This window comes from Flavobacterium sp. AED (assembly GCF_000812945.1).
Classification (GTDB): Bacteria; Bacteroidota; Bacteroidia; order Flavobacteriales; family Flavobacteriaceae; genus Flavobacterium.
Map to the genome: position 1 here is coordinate 1,251,235 of NZ_JSYM01000001.1, position 25,281 is coordinate 1,276,515.

Here is a 25,281-nt window from a genome sequence, read left to right on the forward strand (position 1 = left end):
AAATGATTATTTTTATCAAAAAATTCAAAAAATGCATCAAACATTAAGTATTACAGAAAACAGTAGAAATACCTTGTCAAAGTTTTTACAAGGATATACATTAGAGCAACTCAATGCAATTCCGGTGGGTTATAGCAATAATTTGATATGGAATATTGGGCATATTGTTGTGGTTCAGCAGATGTTGGTTTACAAATTGTCGGGTTTGCCTATGATGATTTCGGATGAAATGGTCGAGAAATATAAAAGAGGAACCAAGCCGGAACAAGATGCAACACAAGCTGATATAGATGAAATCCAATCATTTCTTTTTGAAACCATCAATCAAACAAAATTTGATTTAGAGAATAAAGTATTCCAACATTTTCAGGAATTCACCACCATGAACGGGTTTACGATAAAAACTGCCGAAGATGCTATGTCTTTCAACGTCTATCATGAGGCTGTTCACACCGGAATGATGATGAGCATCCGAAAGTTTATTTAGGAGCTATTTCCCGCTATTCGTTTCAATCTTTTACTTTTTTAAAGAAAAAAGTAAAAGGATTTTCACTGCTATCGGGGCTAGGTTATTATGGGGACATGATAATTTAGGATTTTAAAAACGCTAAATTATATGACCTTAAATTTCTTATATGGTTTAATTTTTTGAGGACCATTTATTATTTAACCATTAAATATTCATTCACTTCTTTGTAAGGCAATAGCAATTCTTTTGGTCCATCCGCATACGATGCCGCTTCATAGGAATTGTAATAAAGAAGCAATCCTTTATCGGTATAGAAAATATTTTGTGGCAGATAAAATTTCTCGTCCTCAAACATCAGTCCTGTTGCGTTTATAGATTTGTTTTCCGGAATTTTATATTTGGCTCTGAATTTTTTTTCGGCGAAAGCCATAAAAGCATTCTTGTTTTTAAACAATTTATTGTTCGGAATATATTTTCCGGTTTCCGGGTCAAATAGTAGCGAACGCAATCCTTCATAGCCATGAGCTCCTCCGGTAAAGGTGTAATGTTTGATTTCGATGTTCAAAATACTATCCGATTGGTATTTTACACTTCCTTCAATTTTGCCTTCCCAACCAAAAGTATCTTTCGGAAATTCTTTCTGAAGTTTTTCATAGGAATCAATAAACGAAGTCAACAATCCATTATAATTAGTAGAAGTATATGGCTTTTCGCCAAAATAAATAATCTCCTTCAATACTGAAAACACTTTTTTATTGATGCTGTCCGCAACAACGGGAACATCCTTTGCAACCGGAATTTTTACAGTTATCTGAGGACAATTTTCCTTGCAAGGCAAAGTCGTTTTTTTCTGAAAAGATTGCTCTTCAAAAGCTAATTCGTTAGAACAACGCGCAATAGAAAGAAGTAATACCGAAAAAAGGATAAAGTGTTTCATTTCAAAATTGTTAATTATATACAAAGGTATCAACTTGCGGCTTGGTTAGAATAAATTAAAAGGTAAATTTGTAAAACAATTCAGCATTTGAAAATTAAACGATAGGAAATCGTCAGGATTCAAAATCACAAAATATGAAGAATGGCGTTATCAGATTCCATTAAAAAAACAAATATTATCTAGATATGAAATTTAATACTAAAGTTATTCACGGTGGTCAGCACCATGATCCAAGTACGGGAGCAGTTATGCCTCCAGTGTATCAAACGTCAACATTTGTGCAGACAAGTCCCGGACACCCGATAAATCCGGATTATGAATACAGTAGAGCTGCAAATCCTACCAGATCAGCACTCGAAAATGCATTGGCAAGTATTGAAAACGGAACACGAGGATTGGCTTTTTCGTCAGGATTAGCAGCCACGGATTGTATTTTACGTTCTTTCAAAGCAGGTGACGAAATCATTGCGATGGACGATTTGTATGGTGGAACGTATCGAATGTTTACCCGTATTTATAAAGATTCAGGCATAAAATTCCATTTTGTGGATATGAATGACATGGAGAAATTCAAGTCATTAATCAATGAAAATACAAAATTGGTTTGGGTAGAAACGCCGACCAATCCATTAATGAAATTAGCCGATATTCAGGAGATTGCTAAAATCACCAAAGAGAAGAAAATCCTTTTTGCGGTTGATAATACTTTTGCAACACCCTATTTGCAAAAACCATTAGACTTAGGCGCTGATATTGTAATGCATTCAGCAACTAAATATCTTGGTGGGCATTCTGATGTTATTGCTGGTGCATTGATTGTAAAAGATGAAGCTCTTGGAGAACAACTACATTTTCAACAATTTGCGACTGGAGCCACACTTGGGCCAATGGACAGTTTCTTGGTTCTTAGAGGAATAAAAACGTTGCATTTACGTGTGGAAAGACATTGTGAAAATGGTGGAAAAGTAGTGGAGTTTTTAAGCAACCATCCAAAAATTAAAAGGGTTTATTATCCAGGATTACCGAGTCATCCATATCATGAAATTGCTAAAAAGCAAATGAGCGGTTTTGGAGGAATGGTTTCTTTTACTTTTGTTTCAGGCAAAAAAGAGGATGCGATTGACTTTCTTGAAAGGCTAAAAGTTTTTACATTGGCCGAATCTTTAGGCGGAGTAGAATCATTGGCAAATCATCCTGCTTTGATGACACACGCATCGATTCCGGAAGATAAACGGGCAGCAATTGGAATTACGGATGATTTGGTTCGATTGAGTGTAGGTATTGAAGATGCCGAAGATTTGATTGAAGATTTGAAACAAGCGTTAGCGTAAATATATAAAAAACAAAAACCCCAATTCTGAAACTTCAGAATTGGGGTTTTTGTTTTTTATAAAGGATTGTAATTGCTATTGTAAGTAATAAATATAACCTACATTGAACCAAACCAACCAATCATTTGCTTTGTTCTCTTTGTAAAGTGCCGGATTTGGATTTAAACCATCTACCCAATTAGAGAAATAATATTGGAATCTTAAATCAACCATCAAATCTCGTAAAGGAGTCAGTTTATAACGGGTTCCTACGCTTGATACGACTGACCAAACAGATCCTCCTTCGGTAGAAAAACCATAAGGGCGACCATCAGTAGGGGTTAAATATTTAGGAAAAGTGGTTAAGGGCGTCCCTAAAGGTCCCATTGTTGAATAAGCTTTGGCATTATAATAACTAAATTGTCCTCCAAGGCTTATGAATGGACCTAAACTACCAATTCGTGAGGTAAAATCCCGGATGCTTAATGGAAAATATTCCAATTGCATTCCTATATTAGTTACAGCGGTACTTCCTCGCATGGCTCGTAATTGATCTGCACCAAGTGAAGTTTTACTTGGATCTACCCATTCTCCAAAATGTTTCAATTCGGTTTTGTTATACGAAAGTTCCGATCTTAATTTAAAATGGTCGTTAAAATAAGTTTCGGGAGTATAACAGTTACATTCGGCTTTATAAGAAAAATTTAAATAATGAATGATTCCAATTCCAATTCCCGTATTTCCAGAGTTTGTGTTTAAATCGTGACGTTCTCCATAATCAGATTGAAAGGCTACAGGACCAAATATAACTCCTACTTCATGCGAAAAACCAAATTGCGCATTTGTATTATTTGAAAAGCCAAATAAAATAAATAAAGTAAGTATGGTTTGCTTGATCATCAGATGTAAATTTCAAATCTTGACAAATATATAAAAACATCAAGCATTAATTAAAATAAACTAAAAATTAAATATAAGTAATCAAATTCTTGTTTAGTTACGAAAACTACAACGTTTTCGTAACAAATAGGAGTTCAAAAGTAGATTTCTTTATAATTGCTTAATAAAAAGATAATTCTGTTGACAAAGTTAAAAAAAAAGCTGCAATATTCGTTTAAGATGTATCTTTGTAGACACTAACGAAAACGTTTTCTTAAACGTTAATAATCTAATTATTATGTCACAAAGTATTACTACTTTTATCGAAGCGGTTGCTAAAAAGAACCCTAACGAGCCTGAATTCATGCAGGCAGTTTTAGAAGTTGCTGAAACAGTAATTCCTTTTATCGAAGAAAATAAAAAATACCAGAACAAAATGCTTTTGGAAAGAATGGTCGAGTCGGATCGAATCATTACGTTTCGTGTAACTTGGATTGATGACAAAGGAGAAATTCAAGTGAATAGAGGATATCGTATTCAGATGAATTCTGCAATTGGACCATATAAAGGAGGACTTCGTTTTCATCCTTCAGTAAATCTTAGTATTTTGAAGTTTTTGGCTTTCGAACAAACTTTCAAAAATAGCTTAACTACATTACCTATGGGTGGTGGAAAAGGAGGAGCTGATTTTGATCCAAAAGGGAAATCAGATAATGAAGTGATGCGTTTTTGTCAAAGTTTTATGACTGAATTGTGTAAACATATTGGTGCTGATACGGATGTTCCTGCTGGAGATATAGGAGTTGGAGGAAGAGAAGTAGGATATATGTTTGGTCAATATAAAAGAATCAGAAATGAATTTACTGGTGTTTTAACCGGGAAAGGAATTTCTTTTGGAGGTTCATTGATTAGACCAGAAGCTACAGGTTATGGAGCAGTTTATTTTGCACAAAGCATGTTAGCTACAAAAGGAGATAGTTTTACAGGAAAAACTGTTGTTGTTTCTGGTTCAGGAAATGTAGCGCAATATGCTACTGAAAAAGCAACGCAATTAGGTGGGAAAGTAGTGACCATGTCAGATTCTGCAGGGTATATCTACGATGCTGATGGAATAGATGCGGAGAAACTTGCTCATGTAATGGTAATCAAAAATGAGTTAAGAGGTAGAATTAGTGATTATGTGACTAAATATCCAAATGCAAAATATGTTGCAGGAAAACGTCCTTGGGATGTAAAATGTGATATTGCATTGCCATGTGCTACTCAAAATGAATTGAATGAGGACGAAGCAAAAGCTTTGGTGGCACACGGATGTATCTGTGTTGCTGAAGGAGCTAATATGCCTACAATGCCAGATGCAGTTATTGTTTTTCAAAAAGCAAAATTATTATTTGCTCCGGGGAAAGCATCTAATGCTGGTGGAGTTGCAACTTCAGGTCTGGAAATGTCTCAAAATTCACTAAGATTAAGTTGGAGTTCTGAAGAAGTTGACGAAAGATTGAAAGGTATTATGTTGAATATTCATGCTTCTTGTGTGAAATATGGTTCTGATGCTAACGGTTATGTTGATTATGTAAAAGGAGCCAATATAGCAGGATTTGTAAAAGTAGCTGATGCTATGCTAGCTCAAGGAGTGGTATAAATCAGGTTTAATTATAATTTAAAATGCCTTCTGCCGATATTAAGGATAGAAGGCATTTTTTTTGTGTAACAAAATTCTAATACTTTCGTTTGTTCTATATTTGTAAACCAATATTCCTGCAAATAATGAAAAAGAGCGTTTTATGTTTTTTGCTTTTACTTTTTATCCAAATGGGTTTTGCCCAAAGTAATCTGTTGTGGCAAGGATATTTCTCTTACAATGAAATTAAAGATGTATCAGAATCTACAACTGCAGTTTTTGCCGCTTCAGAAAATGCCTTATTTTCTAAAAATATAGCAACAAGCCAAATTAAAACCACCAATACTATTGACGGACTTTCCGGAGAAACCATTTCGGCATTATACCATAGTGTAACATTCAATAAAACAATTGTAGGATACGAAAACGGATTGATAATAGTTATCAATGAAGCTGATGGAACGATGCTCAATGTGGTCGACATTATCAATAAACAACTTCCTTCAAACATAAAAAAAATCAATCACTTCATGGAATTTGAAGGCATTGCGTATGTTTCCTGTGATTTTGGAATTGTTCAATTCAATTTGGCTACCATGCAATTTGGTGACACCTATTTTATTGGTACAAATGGCGCTGAAATAATAGTGAACCAAACAACATTATTTAATGGATTTATTTATGCAGCTACTAATAACGGTATAAAAAGAGCCGATATCAGCAATAAGAACTTAGTTGATTTCAGCCAGTGGGAAACAATTGCTGCTGGAAATTGGTCTGGCGTGGCGACCTTAGGTTCTGATTTGTTTGCTGTTAATACTTCAGGGTACATTCATAAATACGATGCGAGTGCTAACCTGTTTATGGAATATTTAGCGCTTTCATCATCAGTTTTGGATATGAGAGCAACTGCGGGTTATTTGATACTAACAACTCTAAACAGTATCTATATTTACAACAGTCAGATGGTTTTGGTACGCCAAATAAACACAAACCAAATTACAGAAAGCACTCCGAGTTTTAATTGTGCTACAATAATAGGCGATACTATTTTTATTGGAACAAAAGAGGATGGATTGATTACCACTTCCATTTCTTCAGTTACGACTTTCGAAAATACGACTCCAATTGGGCCTTCACGCAATAATATATTTGCACTTCAAGCTACATCAAATTCGCTTTGGACCGTTTATGGAGATTATACAGTAGATTACAATCCGTATGATTTAGATAGTTATGGCGTGAGTAAATTTAGCGCAACAGGATGGTTGAATATTCCGTATGAGAAAGTTTTGGGTGCTAAATCTATGACCAGAATCACGGTTAATCCCAGTAATGAAAACGAAGTGTATGTGAGTTCTTTTTTTTCAGGATTGTTGAAAATTGAAAATGATGAACCAAAAATTTTATACAATCAAACCAATAGTGGTTTAGAATCATTAACATTTGTGGGTCCAAATTATATTGATGTTCGAATAAACGGAGCTGCATTTGATAAATCCGGGAATCTTTGGGTGACCAATAGCAGAATAAAAAATGGATTGAAAGTATTGAAATCTAGCGGTCAATGGCAAAGTTACGCGATGGATAATATTCTTGATTTAGCGATTGACAATAGTTTTGGAAGAATGGCAATCGATAAAAACGGAACGAAATGGCTAACCACCAATAGAGATGGGATTATTGGTTTTAACGAAAGTAATAATAAATTTAAAAAAATAACAACAGGTACAGACACTGGGAATCTGCCTATTGCTGACGTAAGAGCCGTTGCTGTAGATACCAGAAACCAACTTTGGATAGGAACCGCAAAAGGATTGCGAATTTTATCAAATGTTGGAAGTTTCTTGTCTGAAGATAAATTAACAACCAATTCCATAATTATTTTAGAAGATAACTTGGCACAAGAATTATTATACGAACAATTTATTACTGATATTGTTGTAGATGGGGCAAATAACAAATGGATTGGTACAGCAGATTCAGGTATTTTTTTAGTATCACCTAACGGTCAGCAAACCAAATATCATTTTACGACCAGTAATTCACCTTTGCCCAGTAATGTTATAAATGACATTGATATCAATAGCGTAACAGGAGAAGTTTTTATCGCTACCACCAAAGGTTTGGTTTCTTTCAAAGGAGTTTCGACTGCTGCCAATGATGATTTAAGTAATGCGTATGTGTACCCAAATCCAGTGCGACCTGAATATCAAGGAACCGTTAAAATTGCTGGGTTGCTGGATAAAGCCAATATTAAAATCACCGATATTGAGGGGAATCTGGTTTATGAAACCACTTCCGAAGGCGGAACAATAGAATGGGATACCACCGCTTTTGGGAAATACAAAGTCGCTTCGGGTGTGTACATGATTTTTATTTCGGCACAAGACGGAGTAGAAACAAAAGTTAAAAAAGTAATGATAATTAGATAACTCTGGGTTTTAGAAGATTTAAAACCAACACCTAAAATGCTTGTAAAAACCAAAGCCATCGTTCTTTCATCCATAAAATTTCAAGAAAAAAGCTTGATTGTGAAATGCTTCACGCTGTCTCATGGTTTGAAGTCCTATTTTGTTCGGGATGCTTTTTCGAGTCGAAAAGCCAATCAGAAAATTGCTTATTTTCAGCCGTTGACTATTCTCGAAATTGAAGCAGTTCATAAAAACAAAGGCACTTTAGAAAATTTCAAGGAAATAAAAATAGCTACCCCTTTTCATTCCATTCATTCGGATATTTATAAAAGTACGATTGTGATGTTCATTTCGGAAATGCTGCATCATTCGATTCATGAAGAAGAAAAAAACGAGCATTTATTTACCTTTTTAGAAACAGCCTTGCATTGGTTGGACAATCACGATGAAATTGCTAATTTTCATTTAATTTTATTATTGGAAACTACAAAATATTTGGGCTTTTATCCCGATATTTCTGATATGGACATGCCTTTTTTCGAAATGAACGAAGGAGTTTTTACGCCCTTTCATGCCATCAGTTCGCTTACGGAGCATGAAAGTAATTTGTTTAAAAAACTGATTGATTTAAAATTCGATAACAATCAAAAAATATTCCATGTCATTGAAAGACAAATAGTTTTAAGAATACTGATTGATTATTACAGTTTTCACTTGGACGGCTTTAAAAAACCAAAATCATTAGACGTTTTAAAAGAAGTTTTCTCTTAGAAAGCAATAAAAGGATATTTTGATTCCATTTTATCGAATTATCGATCCAATTTCGTCTATTTTCCCTCTTCTTTTCTTTCTTTTATTCAAAATTCCTTACTTTCGCACCTCGATTTAGAAAAGGATAAAATGAGCACAAAATTTACTGAATACAAAGGACTTGACTTACCAACTGTAGCGTCAGAAGTACTTGATTTTTGGAAGAAAGAAAATATATTTGAGAAAAGTGTAACCACTCGTGAAGGAAACCCACCATTCGTGTTTTTTGAAGGTCCGCCTTCGGCAAATGGATTGCCTGGAATTCACCACGTAATGGCACGTGCAATTAAAGATATTTTTTGCAGATATAAAACTCAAAAAGGGTTCCAAGTGAAGCGTAAAGCGGGCTGGGATACGCATGGTTTACCAGTGGAATTGGGTACCGAAAAAGAATTAGGGATTACCAAAGAAGATATTGGAAAGACCATTTCCATCGAAGAATACAACGAAGCGTGTAAAAAAACCGTGATGCGTTATACGGATGTATGGAATGATTTGACCGAAAAAATGGGATATTGGGTTGATATGGAAGATCCATATGTGACGTACAAATCCAAATATATGGAAACGGTTTGGTGGATTTTGAAACAAATCTACAACAAGGATTTGATGTACAAAGGGTACACAATCCAGCCGTATTCTCCAAAAGCAGGAACTGGATTGTCTTCTCATGAAGTAAACCAGCCGGGAAGTTACCGTGATGTAACGGATACGACTGTTGTAGCGCAATTTAAAGTAATTGACGCACACAAAGAATTGTTGTTTTCTAAGTTTTACGATTATATCACTTCAAAAAACTTACAGCATTACAAATTAGAAGCTTTGGATTTAGAGGATATCTATTTCTTGGCTTGGACGACAACGCCTTGGACATTGCCTAGTAATACGGCTTTGACTGTAGGTCCAAGAATTGAATATGCTTTAGTAAAAACATTTAACCAATATACGTTTCGTCCGGCAACATTGATTTTGGCTAAGAATTTAGTTGGAAAACAATTCGGGAAAGGGTTCTTCGAAAGTTCAGAACCAGCTGATTTTGAAAATTTCAAAGAAGGCGATAAGAAAATTCCATATCAAATCCTTGCTGAATGTAAAGGAGCTGATTTGGTTGATATTCGTTATGAACAATTGCTGTCGTTTACTTTGCCATACCAAAATCCAGAAAATGCTTTTAGAGTAATTTCAGGGGATTTCGTTACTACAGAAGATGGAACGGGAATTGTACATACTGCGCCAACATTTGGTGCTGATGATGCAAAAGTAGCTAAAGAAGCGACGCCAGAAGTTCCACCAATGTTGGTTCTTGACGAAAATGGAACTCCAGTTCCTTTAGTAGATTTACAAGGGAAATTCACTTCGCACATGGGTGAATATGCTGGTAAATATGTGAAAAACGAATATTATAATGATGGTGAAGCGCCGGAGCGTTCTATAGATGTTGAAATCGCTATTCGATTAAAAGAAGAAAATAAAGCCTTCAAGGTGGAGAAATACGTGCACAGTTACCCACATTGTTGGAGAACGGACAAGCCTATTTTATATTACCCTTTGGATTCTTGGTTCATAAAAATCTCTGAAGTTAAAGACAGAATGTTCGACTTGAACGAAACTATTAACTGGAAGCCAAAAGCTACTGGAGAAGGACGTTTTGGGAATTGGTTGAAAAATGCCAATGACTGGAATTTATCACGTTCAAGATTTTGGGGAATTCCGTTACCAATTTGGAGAACCGAAGAAGGAACCGAAGAAATCTTAATAGGTTCTGTTGAAGAATTATATAATGAAATTGAAAAATCAATCGCTGCAGGTTTCCAAAAAGAAAATCCTTTCAAAGGGTTCGAAATTGGAAATATGGCGGAAACAAATTATGATTTAGTTGATTTGCATAAAAATGTAGTCGATAAAATTACGTTGGTTTCTGCTTCTGGAAAAGCAATGACGCGTGAAGCGGATTTGATTGATGTTTGGTTTGATTCGGGTTCCATGCCTTATGCACAATGGCATTATCCTTTTGAAAACAAAGATAAAATAGACGAAAATAAAGATTTTCCTGCAGATTTTATTGCCGAAGGAGTCGATCAAACGCGTGGTTGGTTTTATACCTTGCACGCTATTGGAACATTAGTTTTCGATAAAGTAGCCTATAAAAATGTAGTTTCAAACGGATTGGTTTTGGACAAAAACGGACAAAAAATGTCCAAACGTTTAGGCAATGCCGCAGATCCATTCGAAACATTAAAAGAATACGGTCCTGATGCCACACGCTGGTATATGATTTCCAATGCGAATCCTTGGGACAATTTGAAATTTGACTTAGAAGGAATCGCTGAGGTACGCAGAAAATTCTTCGGAACATTGTACAATACATATTCGTTCTTTAGTTTGTATGCCAATATTGATGGTTTCAAATTTGAAGAAGCGGAGATTCCACTAAATGAAAGACCGGAAATTGATCAATGGATTATCTCGGAATTGAATACCTTGATAAAAGATGTTGACAGTTATTATGCGGATTATGAACCAACAAAAGCGGCTCGTGCAATCTCTGAATTTGTACAGGAAAACTTGAGTAACTGGTATGTACGTTTGTGCAGAAGACGCTTCTGGAAAGGGGAATATGCACAGGACAAAATCGCTGCTTATCAAACCTTATATACGTGTTTGTTAACCATAAGTAAACTGGGTGCGCCAATCGCTCCATTCTTTATGGACAAACTTTACAGAGACTTAACTTTAGCAACACAGTCGGAAAAGTACGACAGTGTACATTTGGCGGAGTTTCCAAAACACGTTGAAAACTTTGTTAATAAAATGTTAGAGAGTAAAATGCAGAAGGCACAGACCATTTCATCATTGGTTTTATCACTCCGAAAAAAGGAAATGATAAAGGTGCGTCAACCATTGCAAAAGGTAATGATACCAGTACTTGACGAGAATCAGAGAGCTGAAATTGAAGCCATTTCTGACCTTATAAAAGCAGAGGTAAACGTAAAAGAAATCGTACTTTTAGATGATGCTTCGGGTGTTTTGGTGAAACAAATTAAACCGAATTTTAAAGCGCTCGGACCGCGTTTTGGAAAGGATATGGGCTTGATTTCTAAGGCAATACAAGGGTTTTCTAAAGAGCAGATCAGTCAATTGGACAAGGAAGGAAGCCTGAATATTGTTATTGCAGGAAATAACGTAACTTTAACATTAGAAGATGTAGAAATTACGTCACAAGATATTGAAGGCTGGCTGGTAGCCAATTCAAACGGAATAACGGTTGCGCTTGACATTACAATTTCTGAAGCATTAAAACAAGAAGGAATTGCCAGAGAATTAGTAAACAGAATTCAGAATATCCGTAAAGATTCAGGATTTGAAGTTACTGATAAAATTAAAGTTCAACTGAAAAGAAATGGACTTTTAGAAGAGGCAATTCTTAAAAATGAAGCGTATATAAAATCAGAAACATTAACCAGCGATTTGGTTTTTGTTGATGAAATAGAAAACGGTACGGAAATTGAATTTGACGAAATAAAAACAATGATATTAATTTCAAAATAATATAAAAATGGTAGACGAAATAGCAAGATACTCTGACGCAGATTTAGCAGAGTTCAAAGAGATAATCCTTAACAAAATTCAAAAAGCACAAGCAGATTTAGATTTGATAAAAAGTGCTTATATGAATGATTTGAATAATGGGACTGATGATACTTCGCCTACGTTTAAAGCCTTTGAAGAGGGAAGCGAAACGATGTCTAAAGAAGCAAACTCACAATTGGCAATCCGTCAGGAAAAGTTTATTCGTGATTTGAAAAATGCACTTTTCCGTGTAGAAAATAAAACGTACGGAATTTGCAAAGTAACTGGCAAATTAATCGGGAAGGAAAGATTGAAAATCGTTCCTCACGCTACAATGAGTATCGAAGCAAAAAACTTACAACGATAAACCTCTTGTTGAACAATATTTAACGCTCCATTGGGAGCGTTTTTTTTGATTAAATTGTTACTTTTGCGCCATTAAAATTTATAAAATGTCATTACGAAAAGCGTATCTCCTTATTTTTATCATATTACTTGTTGATCAAGTGTCAAAAATATACATCAAAACTAATTTTATTTTAGGCGAAGAAGTTGAAGTATTCAAATGGTTCAAAATTCTTTTTATCGAAAATGAAGGAATGGCTTGGGGAACTAAAATCCCTGGAGCGTATGGAAAATTATTCCTGACACTTTTTAGATTGGTTGCCGTTGGCGGAATTGGGTATTGGTTGTGGGATTCTGTTGAAAGAAAACACAGTTCAAATTACTTAATTGTTGCCATTGCATTAATTCTTGCAGGTGCTTTTGGGAACATCATAGATTCTGTTTTCTACGGAGTGATTTTTGATGATAGTCATCAGCAATTAGCTACTTTGTTTACAGACAAACCTTATGGGACTTGGTTTCACGGTCAAGTTGTCGATTTGTTTTATTTCCCTTTTTGGCATGGAATTTTACCAAGTTGGATACCCGTTTGGGGCGGAAAAGAATTTACTTTTTTTAATGCTATTTTCAACGTTGCCGATATGGCCATTTCTACAGGAGTTGGAATCTTGATTTTTTTCAATAAAAAGGCATTTCATCATAAAATCGCATAAATTTTTAAATCACTATTTCACAAAATAAAAAAGACCTATTTCATAATTTGAATAGGTCTTTTTCTGTTGTTGGATTTATTTGTTTTGCCCCGGGGCATAACGCTTAGCGCTTCGGTCTCCATTCATTTTTTTGGCTTGCCCCGGTGGTATCCTTTTAGTTTTATAATAGGTTCTGTTCGAGTTTGTCCCTACTCTAACCGCACAGTTAGATAGTGAAATGGCAAATACAGCAATTAAAATAATTGTTGTAAATCTTGAGGGCTGAATTTTTTTCATAGCTTTAATTGGGCTTTGTTTACGAAAGTACGCTTTCAAAATTAAAAAGAGTGAATTAAATTTGGTGTCACGCAATAATCCAGTTTTACATCACCTTCAAAAACATCTGTAATCAATTCTTCAGGGTCAAAGAAAGAAAGGCCAATTTTGATTACATCGGGTTTACATTCCGATAAGAATTTGTCATAAAATCCTTTTCCATAACCCACCCGATTTCCTTTTTTGTCGAATGCTAAAAGCGGCACAAAAACAACATCAATTTTATGCGCAGGAACTTCAATTCCATCAACAGGTTCGGGGATATCGTATTCGTTTTTCTTGATTTTGGTATTGTCAGTCAACAGGAAATGAGTCATGTTTCTGGTTTCAAAATCAGCTTTAGAAATAATAATCTCCTTGTCTTTTCCGGATAATAAGTGCAGAATAAATTCAGTATTAACTTCTTTTTGTTCTATGATAGGAAGAAAAATATGGAAATAGGCTTTCTCCCAAATAGGAAGTGTCAGTACTTTATTGGCAATAGCCAAACTCATTTCTTCCAATTCATTTTCAGAAAGTGAATTTCGCAAAGCTTTGTATTTTATTCTTAGTTCTTTTTTATTCTTCATCTTCTTCGTTAGTATTTGACATGTGATAAATAGCATCGCCTTCGTAAACAATAGGCGAATGATTAGCATTGATTACATAGCCGTCATTAGGTGCTTTTACTTTTCGTTCAAATTTCCCAAAAGGATCTGTTATGGTGGCAAGAATGGTTCCTTTTTTTACAAATTTCCCAATCGTATCGTAATCGTGTAATAACCCGGAACATTTGGCTCGTATCCAACCCGATTTTTCAATATAAATGGTTGGTGTTTTTTGTTTAGTAACAAAATGTTTTGGATCCAACATATCGAGGTGAGCTAATAATCGCTTCACTCCATTTACGCCTTCATCAGCAACAGCGTTATTGATATCAAGAGATTTTCCGCCTTCAAAAAGCAGCATTTTAACATTCAATTTTTCACTGGAACTCCTGAAAGATCCCGAAATATTTTTAGAATATAAAGTAAATGGCGCATTGAATACATCGGCCAGTATTTTTAATGCTTCATTGTTTTGGGTAAGACGAATTTGAGGGGCATTGAAACGACTGGCGCCACCTGCGTGAAAATCGACGGCATATTGTACAATTGGCATAATCTCCGTTAAAATATGAAAAGCGAATCTACTGGCTAGAGAACCAGTTTTACTTCCAGGAAAAACCCGATTTAAATCTCTGCCATCAGGAAATTCTCTTGATTTATTGACAAATCCATATACATTAATTATAGGAATACAGATGATTGTGCCTCTTTTTGGTTTGTTTATTTTTTTGCTGATAAGTTGCCGTACAATTTCGACACCATTAATTTCATCACCATGTATTCCTGCAGAAAAAAGGACTACAGGACCGTCAATTTTAGACCTTCTTATTATGACTGGGATATTTAGTTTTGTTGTAGTATGAAGTCGCGCAATTTCCACATTGATGGTTTTACTTTCGCCGGGAATAATGCTTTCGCCAAAAATGACTATTGGTGCGGAATTATTTTTTATCATAAGTTCTTGAAAAGATAAAAATAAGGATAATAACGAATTAGAAAGTAAAATTCTGATAAAACTTTCATCAGAAAGATTTCAAGGGTATTGATTTGTATTTCGGGATTTTTGAGATTAACTTTGTTACATGAATCCAACAAGTTTAGCCCTACAAATACAGACTTTGCCTGATAATCCCGGTGTATATCAATATTATGATAAGGAAGGGAAAATTTTGTATGTAGGCAAAGCCAAAAATTTGAAAAAAAGGGTTTCTTCCTATTTTAATAAAATTCATGATACGGCTAAAACGAATGTATTGGTTAAGAAAATTGTGACCATAAAACACATTGTAGTCCCTACGGAAACCGATGCGCTTTTATTGGAAAATAATCTTATAAAAACTTTGCAGCCTCGTTACAATGTACTGTTACGAGATGACAAAAGTTACCCGTGGCTGTGTATTAAAAAAGAACCTTTTTCGCGCATATTTGCTACTAGAAGAATGGTCAAAGATGGCTCGGAATATTTTGGTCCCTATACGAGTTTCAAAACGGTGAATACTATTTTAGAACTGATTAAAGAGTTGTATCCACTTCGTACTTGCAACTATGATTTGAGTAAAAGCAATATTGATAGCGGAAAATTCAAGGTTTGTCTCGAATATCATATTGGGAATTGTATGGGACCTTGTGAAGGTTTTGAAACTTTAGAAAATTATCAAAAGCAAGTTGATGCAATTCGCGAAATCCTGAAAGGGAATTTCAAGGAAAGCATGAAAGATTTCAAACGGGTTATGACGAATCTTGCAGCGGACATGCATTTTGAAGAAGCACAAAAAATCAAAGAAAAAATAGAAGTTCTTGAAAATTACCAATCACGTTCTACGATTGTAAATCCAAAGATTACCAATATCGATGTGTTTTCGATAGTTTCGGATGAAAGTGCGGCTTATGTGAACTTTTTGCAAATTTCTCACGGCTCGATTATTCGTTCGCATACGATGGAAATCAAAAAGAAACTGGACGAACCTGATGAGGAATTACTGGAATTGGCGATTATCGAAATGAGAGAGCGTTTTCAATTGTTGTCCAAGGAAGTAATTGTTCCGTTTCATGTTGACTTGGGTGAAAACATAAAAATTACGGTCCCACAATTGGGAGACAAAAAGCAAATTTTGGATTTATCCATTCGAAATGCTAAGTTTTACCGCATCGAACAATTAAAACAACTGCAAATTGTAGATCCGGATCGCCACACGAAAAGAATTATGGCGCAAATGCAAAAAGATTTGCGATTGCCGGTGGAGCCAAGACATATCGAATGTTTTGATAACTCGAATATTCAAGGAACGAATCCCGTTGCGGCTTGTGTGGTTTTCAAAGATGGAAAGCCCAGTAAAAAGGATTACCGTCATTTTAATATAAAAACGGTCGAAGGACCGGATGATTTTGCGTCAATGACCGAAGTAGTTTACAGAAGATACAAACGATTGCTGGATGAAAATGAACCTTTGCCTAATTTAATAATTATTGATGGAGGGAAAGGACAATTGTCATCGGCATTGAAAAGTATTGATGAATTAGGTTTACGAGGGAAAATAGCCATAATTGGAATAGCCAAAAGACTGGAAGAGCTTTTTTATCCGGGAGATTCTATTCCGTTATATTTAGATAAAAAATCAGAAACCTTGAAAGTAATCCAGCAATTGCGCAACGAAGCACACCGTTTTGGCATTACGCATCACAGAGATAAAAGGAGTAAAGCGGCACTAAATTCGTCGATAGAAAGCATTCCTGGTATTGGAGAAAAAACGATGCTGACTTTGATTCAGCACTTTAAAAGTGTTAAAAGATTGAAATTAGCTTCAGAAAAAGAAATTTCTGACGTTATAGGTGTATCAAAAGCCAAAAAAATTACCGAATTTTACAAGGCGTCAAATGAATGATTAATTTAGATTGTTGAATTTTAGGCAAATGATAATTGATATCGTCAAATTCGATTGCACACCAAATTGCTACTTATGAAGAAAATTGCGCTGTTATTCATTGTTTTTTGTACTAGTTTAACTGTGTTTTCGCAAGAGCAGCGCAGACCAAAAATAGGGTTGGTCTTAAGCGGTGGTGGAGCAAAAGGATTTGCTCATATTGGCGTTTTGAAAGTGCTTGAAGAGGCAGGAGTCAAAATTGATTACATTGGCGGAACCAGTATGGGAGCAGTTATTGGCGGACTCTATGCTTCGGGATATAATGCAAGCCAGATTGATTCTATTTTTCAATCCACTAATTTTGATGAATTATTAAACGACTTCATTCCCAGATCTTCTAAAAATTTTTATGAAAAACGAAATGACGAATTATACGCGTTAGTCTTACCTTTTAATAATCTAAAAATAGGGATTCCCGAAGCGTTGTCAAAAGGAATGTACAATTATAACCTGTTGAGTAGAATTACCAGAAATGTTAGACACATCAAGGATTTTAATAAATTACCAATTCCCTTCTTATGTATTGGTACCAATATAGAAACAGGAGAACAAGTTTTGTTGAATAAAGGGAATTTGGCTCAGGCTATGATTGCCAGTTCTGCTTTTCCATCGTTATTTTCACCGGTAGAAATTGATGGAAAATTATTGGTAGATGGTGGTGTTGCTAATAATTATCCTATTGAAGAGGTGCGAAAATTAGGAGCAGATATTATAATAGGTGTTGATGTTCAAAATGATTTATTAGATAGAACACAATTAAAAAATGCAACAAGAATTCTGGTTCAAATCACCAATCTTCAATCTATAGAAAGAATGAAGAAAAATGTTAAAGAAACGGACATCTATATAAAGCCGGATATAAAAAACTACGGAGTAATTTCTTTTGATAAAGGACAAGAAATCATTAGAAAAGGAGAAGAAGCGACATTCTCTGTTTTTGAAAAACTAAAACTATTAGTTGATGAATCAAATCCATATAAGAAACCAGCATTAAAAATAGTTACGGATAGCTTACAAATTGAAAACATAAATTGCAATGAACTGGACAATTACACGCAAGATTATGTTGTTGGAAAATTAAGATTTAAGCCGGGTGTTAAAACGACTTACAATGGTTTGTTGAAGGGAATAAACAACATCAATGCAACTCAAAATTTTAGCACCATATCGTATTCGTTAGATGCGAATAATGGACGAGACGACTTAAATATGACGTTGAAAGAAAATCCTACAAAGACCTATTTGAAATTTGGTTTGCATTATGATGGTCTGTTTAAGAGTGGTGTTTTAGTTAATCTAACCCGTAAAAAAACACTCTTTAAAAATGATATTGCATCAGTTGATATTGTTTTAGGAGACAATATTCGATACAATTTAGATTATTATGTAGAAAATGGGTTTAATTTGAGTTTTGGTTTTAAATCCCAATTCAATCAGTTTAATAGAAATGTAGCTAAAGAAATTAGTAATTTGAATTTAAGTAATGTGAATTCAATTAATGTTGACTTCTCTGACTTGACTAATCAAGCCTATTTCCAATCTTTATTTGTTCAAAAATTTTTGGTTGGAGCTGGTGTCGAGCTTAAATTTTTAAAAATAAAATCAGAAACCTTAGCTAATGTAGATCCAATAATTGATAGAAGTAATTATTTAAGTGTTTTTGGATATGCAAAATACGATTCGTTTGACAATAAATATTTTCCTAAAAAAGGATGGTATTTCTCAGGGGATGTTCAATCCTATTTGCTTTCCTCAAATTACACAGGAGATTTTAAACCGTTCTCTATTGCTAAAGCTGATTTTGGTATAGCTACAACAATTTTTAAGAATGTAACGATTAAAATTCAAACGGATGCTGGTTTCTCATTTGGAAACGAAAGCGTCTCCTTTTTTAATTTTATTTTAGGAGGGTATGGGTATACACCGATAGATAATTTTAAGTATTTCTATGGGTATGATTTTTTAAGTGTAGCTGCCAATAGTTATATAAAATCAACAGGAACTATTGACTATGAATTTTACAAAAATAACCATTTTAACTTTTCGGCAAATTTTGCCAATATTGGAGATAAAATTTTTGAATCAGTAGATTGGGTTTCGGTTCCCAAGTATTCAGGATATGCAGTGGGGTATGGTCTGGAAACGGTAATTGGTCCTATAGAAATAAAACATTCCTGGTCTCCTGAAAACACAAAAGGATATACTTGGTTTAGTATTGGATTTTTGTTTTAATTATAATTTATTTCAATAATAATTCCGATATTTGTTATAATGAAAACAAAATGGCTAGGTTTATTAGATTATCTTCAATTCCTCATCAAGAGAAATCCTGAGTGAGCACCCTTTTTTTGATTTAACATAGCACATTATAAAGTAATCTCAACTTTAAATTGTTACACTTTTAAACAAAAAAATTATGCCTTTATATCATAAATTGGGAAGTTTTCCCCAAAAAAGACACACACAATTCGAAAAACCAAACGGGGGTTTGTACTACGAACAACTTTTTGGAACCGAGGGTTTTCATGGCCATTCATCATTATTATATCATGTTCACAGACCAACACAAGTAAAGGAAATTCTTAATTCCTACTCCGTTGAACCAAAAATTGCCATTGGAAAAAACATAAAATCGTTACTCTTAAAAGGGTTTGAGTTGAAACCCGAAGATGATTTTCTGGATAGCCGCAAAGCTATGCTGGTCAATAAAGATTGCACGATAGGATTAGCAGCGCCAAAACAATCCTTGCGTACGTATTTCTATAAAAATGCCGATGCCGATGAAATGATTTTTATTCACAAAGGCAAAGGGAAGTTGCGTACCATGATGGGAAATATTCCTTTTAAATACGGGGATTACCTGATTATTCCACGCGGAATGATTTATCAAATCGATTTCGATACTTTAGAAAATCGATTGTTTTACGTCGAATCATTTGCGCCATTTTATACTCCAAAACGCTATAAAAACGAATCGGGTCAGCATCTGGAACATGCTCCGTTTTGCGAACGCGATTTCATTTTGCCAAACGAGTTAGAAACACATGATGAAAAAGGAGACTTCCTTATCAAAATCAAAAAAGAAGGCATGATGCATGAAATTGTATATGCAACACATCCTTTTGACGTTGTAGGTTGGGACGGTTACAATTTTCCTTATGGATTCAGTATTCATAATTTCGAACCTATAACAGGTCGCGTACACCAACCGCCTCCAGTGCATCAAACTTTTGAAACAGCGACTTTTGTAGTTTGCTCTTTTGTGCCAAGATTGTACGATTACCACCCAAAAGCAATTCCGGCACCTTATAATCACAGTAACATCGACAGCGATGAGGTTTTGTATTATGTAGATGGCGATTTTATGAGCCGTAATAATATTGAGCAAGGCCATATTACGTTACATCCAAAAGGAATTCCTCACGGACCGGCACCAGGAGCAATGGAGCGCAGCATTGGTCAAACCATAACGCACGAATTAGCGGTTATGGTCGATACGTTCCGCCCATTAATGGTAACCGAAGAAGCGATGGGACTTGACGATGGACAGTATTACAAATCTTGGGTAGAATAAGTCATTGCGAGGAACGAAGCAATCGCACTTAATTATATAATAATAAGGAGCTATTTCCTGCTATCCGTTACAATCTTTCTAGTCCTGAACTTGTTTCAGGATCCTGAAACAAGTTCAGGACTAGAAAGGATTTTCACTATTATCAGGGCTAGGGCTTTAGTATAAATAACAACATCTTTTTAAATTAATAAAATCCGTGTAAATCTATTTTGGCAGCGTCATCTGCGTTCCAAAATTAGATTTGCCGAATCAAAAAATAAATCACAATGAGCAAAGAAGTAAAATCAGTAGAATACGGACTAGAAAAAATATTTGAAGGAGCGCAAGATTTCCTTCCTTTATTAGGAACCGATTATGTAGAATTCTACGTAGGAAATGCAAAACAATCCGCACATTATTATAAAACAGCTTTCGGATATCAATCATTGGCTTATGCAGGCTTGGAAACTGGAGTAAGAGACAGGACGTCCTATGTGCTAAAACAAGATAAGATCCGCATCGTATTGACCACGCCATTAACGCAAGATTCTCCCATACACGAACATTTGAGAAAACATGGAGATGGGGTAAAAGTTGCGGCACTTTGGGTAGAAGATGCCACTAGTGCTTACGAGGAAACAATGAAACGTGGTGCGCGCTCTTTTATGGAACCTACAGTTGAGAAAGATGAATTTGGAGAAGTAGTGCGTTCGGGAATTTATACGTACGGGGAAACCGTTCATATTTTTGTGGAACGCAAAAACTATAACGGTGTTTTTCTTCCGGGATATAAGGAATGGAAATCTGATTACAATCCGGAACCAACAGGATTAAAATACATAGACCATATGGTGGGTAATGTAGGTTGGAACGAGATGAATACCTGGGTTAAGTTCTATGAAGAAGTAATGGGATTTGTAAATTTCCTTTCCTTTGATGACAAACAAATTAATACCGAATATTCGGCCTTGATGAGTAAGGTAATGTCCAATGGAAACGGAAGAATTAAATTCCCAATCAATGAACCTGCCGAGGGAAAGAAAAAATCACAAATTGAGGAATATTTAGATTTTTATGGCGGACCTGGAATTCAGCATATCGCTATTGCAACGGATGATATTATCAAAACAGTATCTCAGTTGAAAGCAAGAGGGATAGAATTCTTGTCAGCTCCTCCGCATACTTATTATGAGGCAATTCCGGAGCGATTGGGAGAGCATATGAAAATGATGAAAGAAGATTTAAATGAAATCGAAAAGCTAGCCATTATGGTCGATGCGGATGAAGAAGGGTATTTATTACAAATATTTACAAAACCGGTACAGGACAGACCGACGTTGTTTTTTGAAATTATTCAAAGAATGGGAGCCAAAGGTTTTGGAGCAGGTAATTTTAAGGCCCTTTTTGAATCAATCGAAAGAGAACAGCAATTGCGAGGAACGCTATAAAAGAGTGTTATTTTTATGTTATGTTAAAAAATAATCAGTGAATAGTCTGTTTTTTTGCAAATGTTGTGTTAAACTTTATTTTTTGACTTTATAAACTAGTTTTATTAATTAGCTTTGCACTCTCAAAACAGGAAGGGGTGGTTTCCTTCCTAAATTGATATAAATTTCATAATTTATAGTTTTTTGGTTAGTTAATAGCATAAAAACTCAGTCATTATTTGACTGAGTTTTTTTGTTTTAATATATTTGGAACAAAATTTGCAGTTACGGTCAATAAATTGACAAAAAGTAATGAAAAAAATAATACTATTCATCCTATTTATAACCACAGTAAGTTTTGATTCTCAAAAAGAAGATGCTTACGATGTGGGCGAGTATTTTAAATTCCGTATCCATTATGGTATAGTAAATGCCGGATATGCTACGCTTGAAGTCAAAGATGCAGTTGTTAATAATAAGAAGACTTTCCATGTAGTAGGGAAAGGATACACAACAGGTATGTCTCGTTTTTTCTTTAAGGTTGACGATTTGTATGAAAGCTATATTGATAAGGAAACCAGAAATCCATATCAATTTGTAAGAAAAATTAATGAAGGCGGTTACACTAAAAATCAAGAAGGGTTTTTCAATCAGACTACAAATAAAATCCTTGTAAAAGATTACAAACACAAAAACGAGAAGACAATTGTCATTCCTAAAAACACACAAGACATTTTGTCTACTTTTTATTATTTGAGAAATTATCCAAGTATTGATAAAATTAAAGTAGGAGAATCAATAGCTATAGACATGTTCTTTGACGATGAATCTACAAAATTTAAGATGAAATTTATAGGTCATGAGGATATTACAACTAAATTTGGGGTTGTTTCAACGATGGTGTTTAGACCTTTAGTACAATCAGGGCGTGTTTTTAAAGAACAGGAAAGCTTAACCGTTTGGATTTCAGATGATGATAATAAAATACCCTTGCGAATTAAAGCAAGTTTGGCTGTAGGATCAATCAAAGCAGATTTAGATGAATTTAGAGGATTGAAGAATCAGTTTAAAATAAAAAATAATAATGGACAATAATAATTCTGAAGCAATTTTAAAAGAAATTGAGCTTAAATACCAAGCAATAGACCAGAAAACCGAAACGCAACTTGAAGGATTACTTTGGTCTAAGCCAATTACTTATTGGGATTATATACAAACAGATGCGTTATTAAATCTCCAGATTCAAAGAACAGTACTACCGGATGAAATGGTTTTTATCATGTATCATCAAGTCAATGAATTGATATTCAAGATGATTTTATGGGAAATGCATCAAATTTCTTATTGTAAAGAGATCAAGACGGATTTTTTTACTGAAAGATTAATGAGAATCAGTCGTTATTTTGATATGCTGACAACTTCTTTCGGAATCATGGAAGACGGAATGGAAGTAGATCAATACATGAAATTTAGAAACACACTTACTCCGGCAAGTGGTTTTCAAAGTGCACAATATAGATTAATAGAGTTTTGTTCTACGGACTTAATAAATCTTGTGGATTACCGGTATAGAAGTTCAATTGATAGAGATGCTCCATTTGAGTTTACTTTCGAACATTTGTATTGGCAAGCTGCAGGAAAAGATTACCAAACAGGGAAAAAATCATTTCTTTTAGAGGAATTTGAAAGGAAATACAAAGGAATGTTTTTAAAACACATGGAGGAATACAATACCATAAACATATGGCAAAAATTCAAGCAGCTTCCTGATGTAGATCAAAAAAATCCAGAGTTAATTCAAGCGATGCGCCATTATGATTATACTGTAAATATTACTTGGGTAATGCAGCATTTAAATGTAGCGATAAAATATATTGATCATAGCGGAAAAGGGGATGGCGAGGCTACCGGTGGAAGTGACTGGAGAAAATACATGCATCCAAAATACCAACGCAGAATATTTTTTCCTGAATTATGGACGAAGGATGAGTTGGCGAATTGGGGGGAATAAAAATAATTAGAATAAAAAAAAGATAGTTTGAAACAAGTATTAATAGCAATTATAGTGTTGTTTTCTTTAGTTTCTTGTAATAAATCTAATGATATATTAGACAAAGAAATTGTAAAACCAGTAGTTAAAAAAATAGAGTTTGGGTTTAAATACTCTGATTTTAATGTGATTCACGATACCATTAAAAAAGGAGATACTTTTGGTACTATTATCGAAAATCAAAATATTGGCACAAAGAAAGTATATGATATTATTGAAAAAGTAAGGGATACATTTGATGTTAGAATAATTAGAATCAACAAACCGTATACGCTGCTTAGATCCAAAAATAAAACAAACAATTTACAAGTTTTTATTTATCAGCCGGATGCATTAACCTACTATGTTGTTGATTTACGTGATACAGCTGTGGTTGTTTATAAAAAAACCAGACCCGTTACTATTAAGACCAGAACGATAGGTGGATTATTGAAAGGTTCTTTGTCAGAAACTCTCGAAAGCGCGAAAGTAGAGGGTTCATTGGCGAGTAAAATTTCTAAAATTTATGCCTGGTCTATTGATTTTTTTAAACTTAAAAAAGGTGATCGATTTGCCATTACTTTTACGGAAAGATATATAAATGACACTGTTTATGATGGTGTTGATAGTCTTAAAGCTGCCTTTTTTGAATACAAAGGGAAAATAATCTATGCATTTCCTTATGCTCAAAATCCATCGTCCAATAAAATTGAATATTACGACGAAGAAGGAAAAACATTGAAAAATTTCTTTCTTAAAACACCTATTAAATTTAGTAGAATTTCCTCGCGATTTTCAACTAATCGCTTTCATCCTGTACAGCAAATCTGGAAAGCCCACAAAGGAACTGATTATGCAGCACCATACGGAACGCCCATTACAACTACTGCTGCTGGAATTATTGAGCAAACTGGTTTTACAGCTGGAAACGGTAATTTTGTAAAAGTAAAACATAATGGAACCTATTCTACTCAATATTTACATATGTCAAGAATTTTAGTTCGTCGAGGACAACATGTAAATCAGGGACAGGTTATCGGTTTAGTGGGAAGTACAGGTCTTGCTACAGGTCCTCACGTTTGTTATCGATTTTGGAAAAATGGAGTTCAGGTAGACGCATTAAAACTCAAATTGCCTACTGGCGAACCTATGAGCGGCAGAAATAAAGACCGATTCATTAAAATAATAACTCCTTTGAAATGGGAATTAGACAGTGTTGCAAATTTATAGTTTGATTATTGAAACCATTTCATTCGAATTCAGAATTGTTTTATACCAATTCTGAATTTCACTATTTTGGCAATTTACCCATAAATTGTTATATAATTGTAAACACATTTACGGTTAAAACTAATTTCAGTATTTTTGTCAAAAATTAAAC

20 protein-coding genes are annotated in these 25,281 nt (G+C 34.5%); 15 read left to right on the top strand and 5 right to left on the bottom strand.

Annotated features, from left to right (window positions below; all coding sequences use genetic code 11):
• Nucleotides 1–31 precede the first annotated feature (31 nt).
• Nucleotides 32–487 (top strand): DinB family protein, encoded by a 456-nt coding sequence (locus OA85_RS05600; RefSeq protein ID WP_039109397.1) that lies wholly within the window; start codon nt 32–34, stop codon nt 485–487.
• Between the two features lie 175 nt (nt 488–662).
• Here OA85_RS05600 and OA85_RS05605 read toward each other — a convergent pair whose 3' ends face one another.
• Nucleotides 663–1,406 carry a DUF3298 and DUF4163 domain-containing protein gene (locus tag OA85_RS05605; protein ID WP_039108499.1) on the bottom strand — a complete coding sequence of 248 codons (744 nt, stop codon included), beginning with the start codon at nt 1,404–1,406 and terminating at the stop codon, nt 663–665.
• A 185-nt stretch (nt 1,407–1,591) separates the two neighbouring features.
• Between OA85_RS05605 and OA85_RS05610 the strand changes: the two genes are divergently transcribed.
• Nucleotides 1,592–2,737, top strand: coding sequence for a cystathionine gamma-synthase (locus OA85_RS05610; RefSeq protein WP_039108500.1), 1,146 nt, complete (start codon nt 1,592–1,594; stop codon nt 2,735–2,737).
• A 75-nt stretch (nt 2,738–2,812) separates the two neighbouring features.
• Here the strand turns inward: OA85_RS05610 and OA85_RS05615 are convergent, their stop codons facing one another.
• Nucleotides 2,813–3,616 carry a hypothetical protein gene (locus OA85_RS05615; protein ID WP_039108501.1) on the bottom strand — a complete coding sequence of 268 codons (804 nt, stop codon included), beginning with the start codon at nt 3,614–3,616 and terminating at the stop codon, nt 2,813–2,815.
• Nucleotides 3,617–3,893: 277 nt separating this feature from the next.
• On the opposite strand from OA85_RS05615, the gene gdhA reads away from it, so the two are divergent.
• From gdhA to OA85_RS05645, 6 genes are all read left to right on the top strand, one after another.
• Entirely contained in the window at nt 3,894–5,237 is a 1,344-nt protein-coding gene (gene gdhA / locus OA85_RS05620) for an NADP-specific glutamate dehydrogenase (protein WP_039108502.1), read from the top strand.
• Nucleotides 5,238–5,362: 125 nt separating this feature from the next.
• Nucleotides 5,363–7,651 (top strand): T9SS type A sorting domain-containing protein, encoded by a 2,289-nt coding sequence (locus tag OA85_RS05625; protein ID WP_039108503.1) that lies wholly within the window; start codon nt 5,363–5,365, stop codon nt 7,649–7,651.
• 36 nt (nt 7,652–7,687) lie between these two features.
• Nucleotides 7,688–8,401, top strand: coding sequence for a DNA repair protein RecO (gene recO / locus OA85_RS05630; RefSeq protein WP_039108504.1), 714 nt, complete (start codon nt 7,688–7,690; stop codon nt 8,399–8,401).
• Nucleotides 8,402–8,530: 129 nt separating this feature from the next.
• Nucleotides 8,531–11,989, top strand: coding sequence for an isoleucine--tRNA ligase (ileS, locus tag OA85_RS05635; protein WP_039108505.1), 3,459 nt, complete (start codon nt 8,531–8,533; stop codon nt 11,987–11,989).
• A 7-nt stretch (nt 11,990–11,996) separates the two neighbouring features.
• Entirely contained in the window at nt 11,997–12,377 is a 381-nt protein-coding gene (locus OA85_RS05640; RefSeq protein ID WP_082014118.1) for a TraR/DksA C4-type zinc finger protein, read from the top strand.
• A gap of 85 nt (nt 12,378–12,462) precedes the next feature.
• A complete protein-coding gene (locus OA85_RS05645) occupies nt 12,463–13,068 on the top strand; it encodes a lipoprotein signal peptidase (RefSeq protein WP_039108507.1) in 606 nt (201 codons plus the stop codon).
• Nucleotides 13,069–13,143: 75 nt separating this feature from the next.
• On the opposite strand, the gene OA85_RS05650 is transcribed toward OA85_RS05645, so the two are convergent.
• From OA85_RS05650 to OA85_RS05660, 3 genes are read right to left on the bottom strand one after another with little or no spacing between them, the layout of a single operon-like run.
• Entirely contained in the window at nt 13,144–13,344 is a 201-nt protein-coding gene (locus tag OA85_RS05650; protein ID WP_039108508.1) for a hypothetical protein, read from the bottom strand.
• A 41-nt stretch (nt 13,345–13,385) separates the two neighbouring features.
• Complete coding sequence (locus OA85_RS05655) at nt 13,386–13,952, bottom strand: 5-formyltetrahydrofolate cyclo-ligase (protein WP_039108509.1); 567 nt, start codon at nt 13,950–13,952, stop codon at nt 13,386–13,388.
• A complete protein-coding gene (locus OA85_RS05660) occupies nt 13,942–14,925 on the bottom strand; it encodes a succinylglutamate desuccinylase/aspartoacylase family protein (protein ID WP_082014119.1) in 984 nt (327 codons plus the stop codon). The genes OA85_RS05655 and OA85_RS05660 overlap by 11 nt, the downstream gene beginning before the upstream one ends.
• Nucleotides 14,926–15,052: 127 nt before the next feature.
• On the opposite strand from OA85_RS05660, the gene uvrC reads away from it, so the two are divergent.
• The 7 genes from uvrC (at nt 15,053) to OA85_RS05695 (ending at nt 25,130) form a co-directional block, all read left to right on the top strand.
• The gene (uvrC, locus tag OA85_RS05665; protein WP_039108510.1) at nt 15,053–16,852 is read left to right on the top strand and encodes an excinuclease ABC subunit UvrC; all 1,800 of its coding nucleotides are present in this window, start codon (nt 15,053–15,055) and stop codon (nt 16,850–16,852) included.
• Between the two features lie 75 nt (nt 16,853–16,927).
• Nucleotides 16,928–19,123, top strand: coding sequence for a patatin-like phospholipase family protein (locus tag OA85_RS05670; protein ID WP_039108512.1), 2,196 nt, complete (start codon nt 16,928–16,930; stop codon nt 19,121–19,123).
• Nucleotides 19,124–19,307: 184 nt separating this feature from the next.
• Nucleotides 19,308–20,465, top strand: a complete 1,158-nt coding sequence (locus OA85_RS05675) for a homogentisate 1,2-dioxygenase (RefSeq protein WP_039108514.1) — start codon at nt 19,308–19,310, stop codon at nt 20,463–20,465.
• Nucleotides 20,466–20,731: 266 nt separating this feature from the next.
• On the top strand, nt 20,732–21,892 hold the full coding sequence (gene hppD, locus OA85_RS05680; RefSeq protein WP_039108515.1) for a 4-hydroxyphenylpyruvate dioxygenase: 1,161 nt from the start codon (nt 20,732–20,734) through the stop codon (nt 21,890–21,892).
• Nucleotides 21,893–22,183: 291 nt separating this feature from the next.
• Nucleotides 22,184–22,966, top strand: coding sequence for a DUF3108 domain-containing protein (locus OA85_RS05685; protein ID WP_039108516.1), 783 nt, complete (start codon nt 22,184–22,186; stop codon nt 22,964–22,966).
• Nucleotides 22,956–23,882: a tryptophan 2,3-dioxygenase family protein gene (locus OA85_RS05690; protein ID WP_039108517.1), complete on the top strand. Its 927-nt coding sequence runs from the start codon at nt 22,956–22,958 to the stop codon at nt 23,880–23,882. Before OA85_RS05685 ends, OA85_RS05690 begins: the two co-directional genes overlap by 11 nt.
• A gap of 27 nt (nt 23,883–23,909) precedes the next feature.
• Complete coding sequence (locus OA85_RS05695) at nt 23,910–25,130, top strand: peptidoglycan DD-metalloendopeptidase family protein (RefSeq protein ID WP_039108519.1); 1,221 nt, start codon at nt 23,910–23,912, stop codon at nt 25,128–25,130.
• Nucleotides 25,131–25,281: the final 151 nt, after the last annotated feature.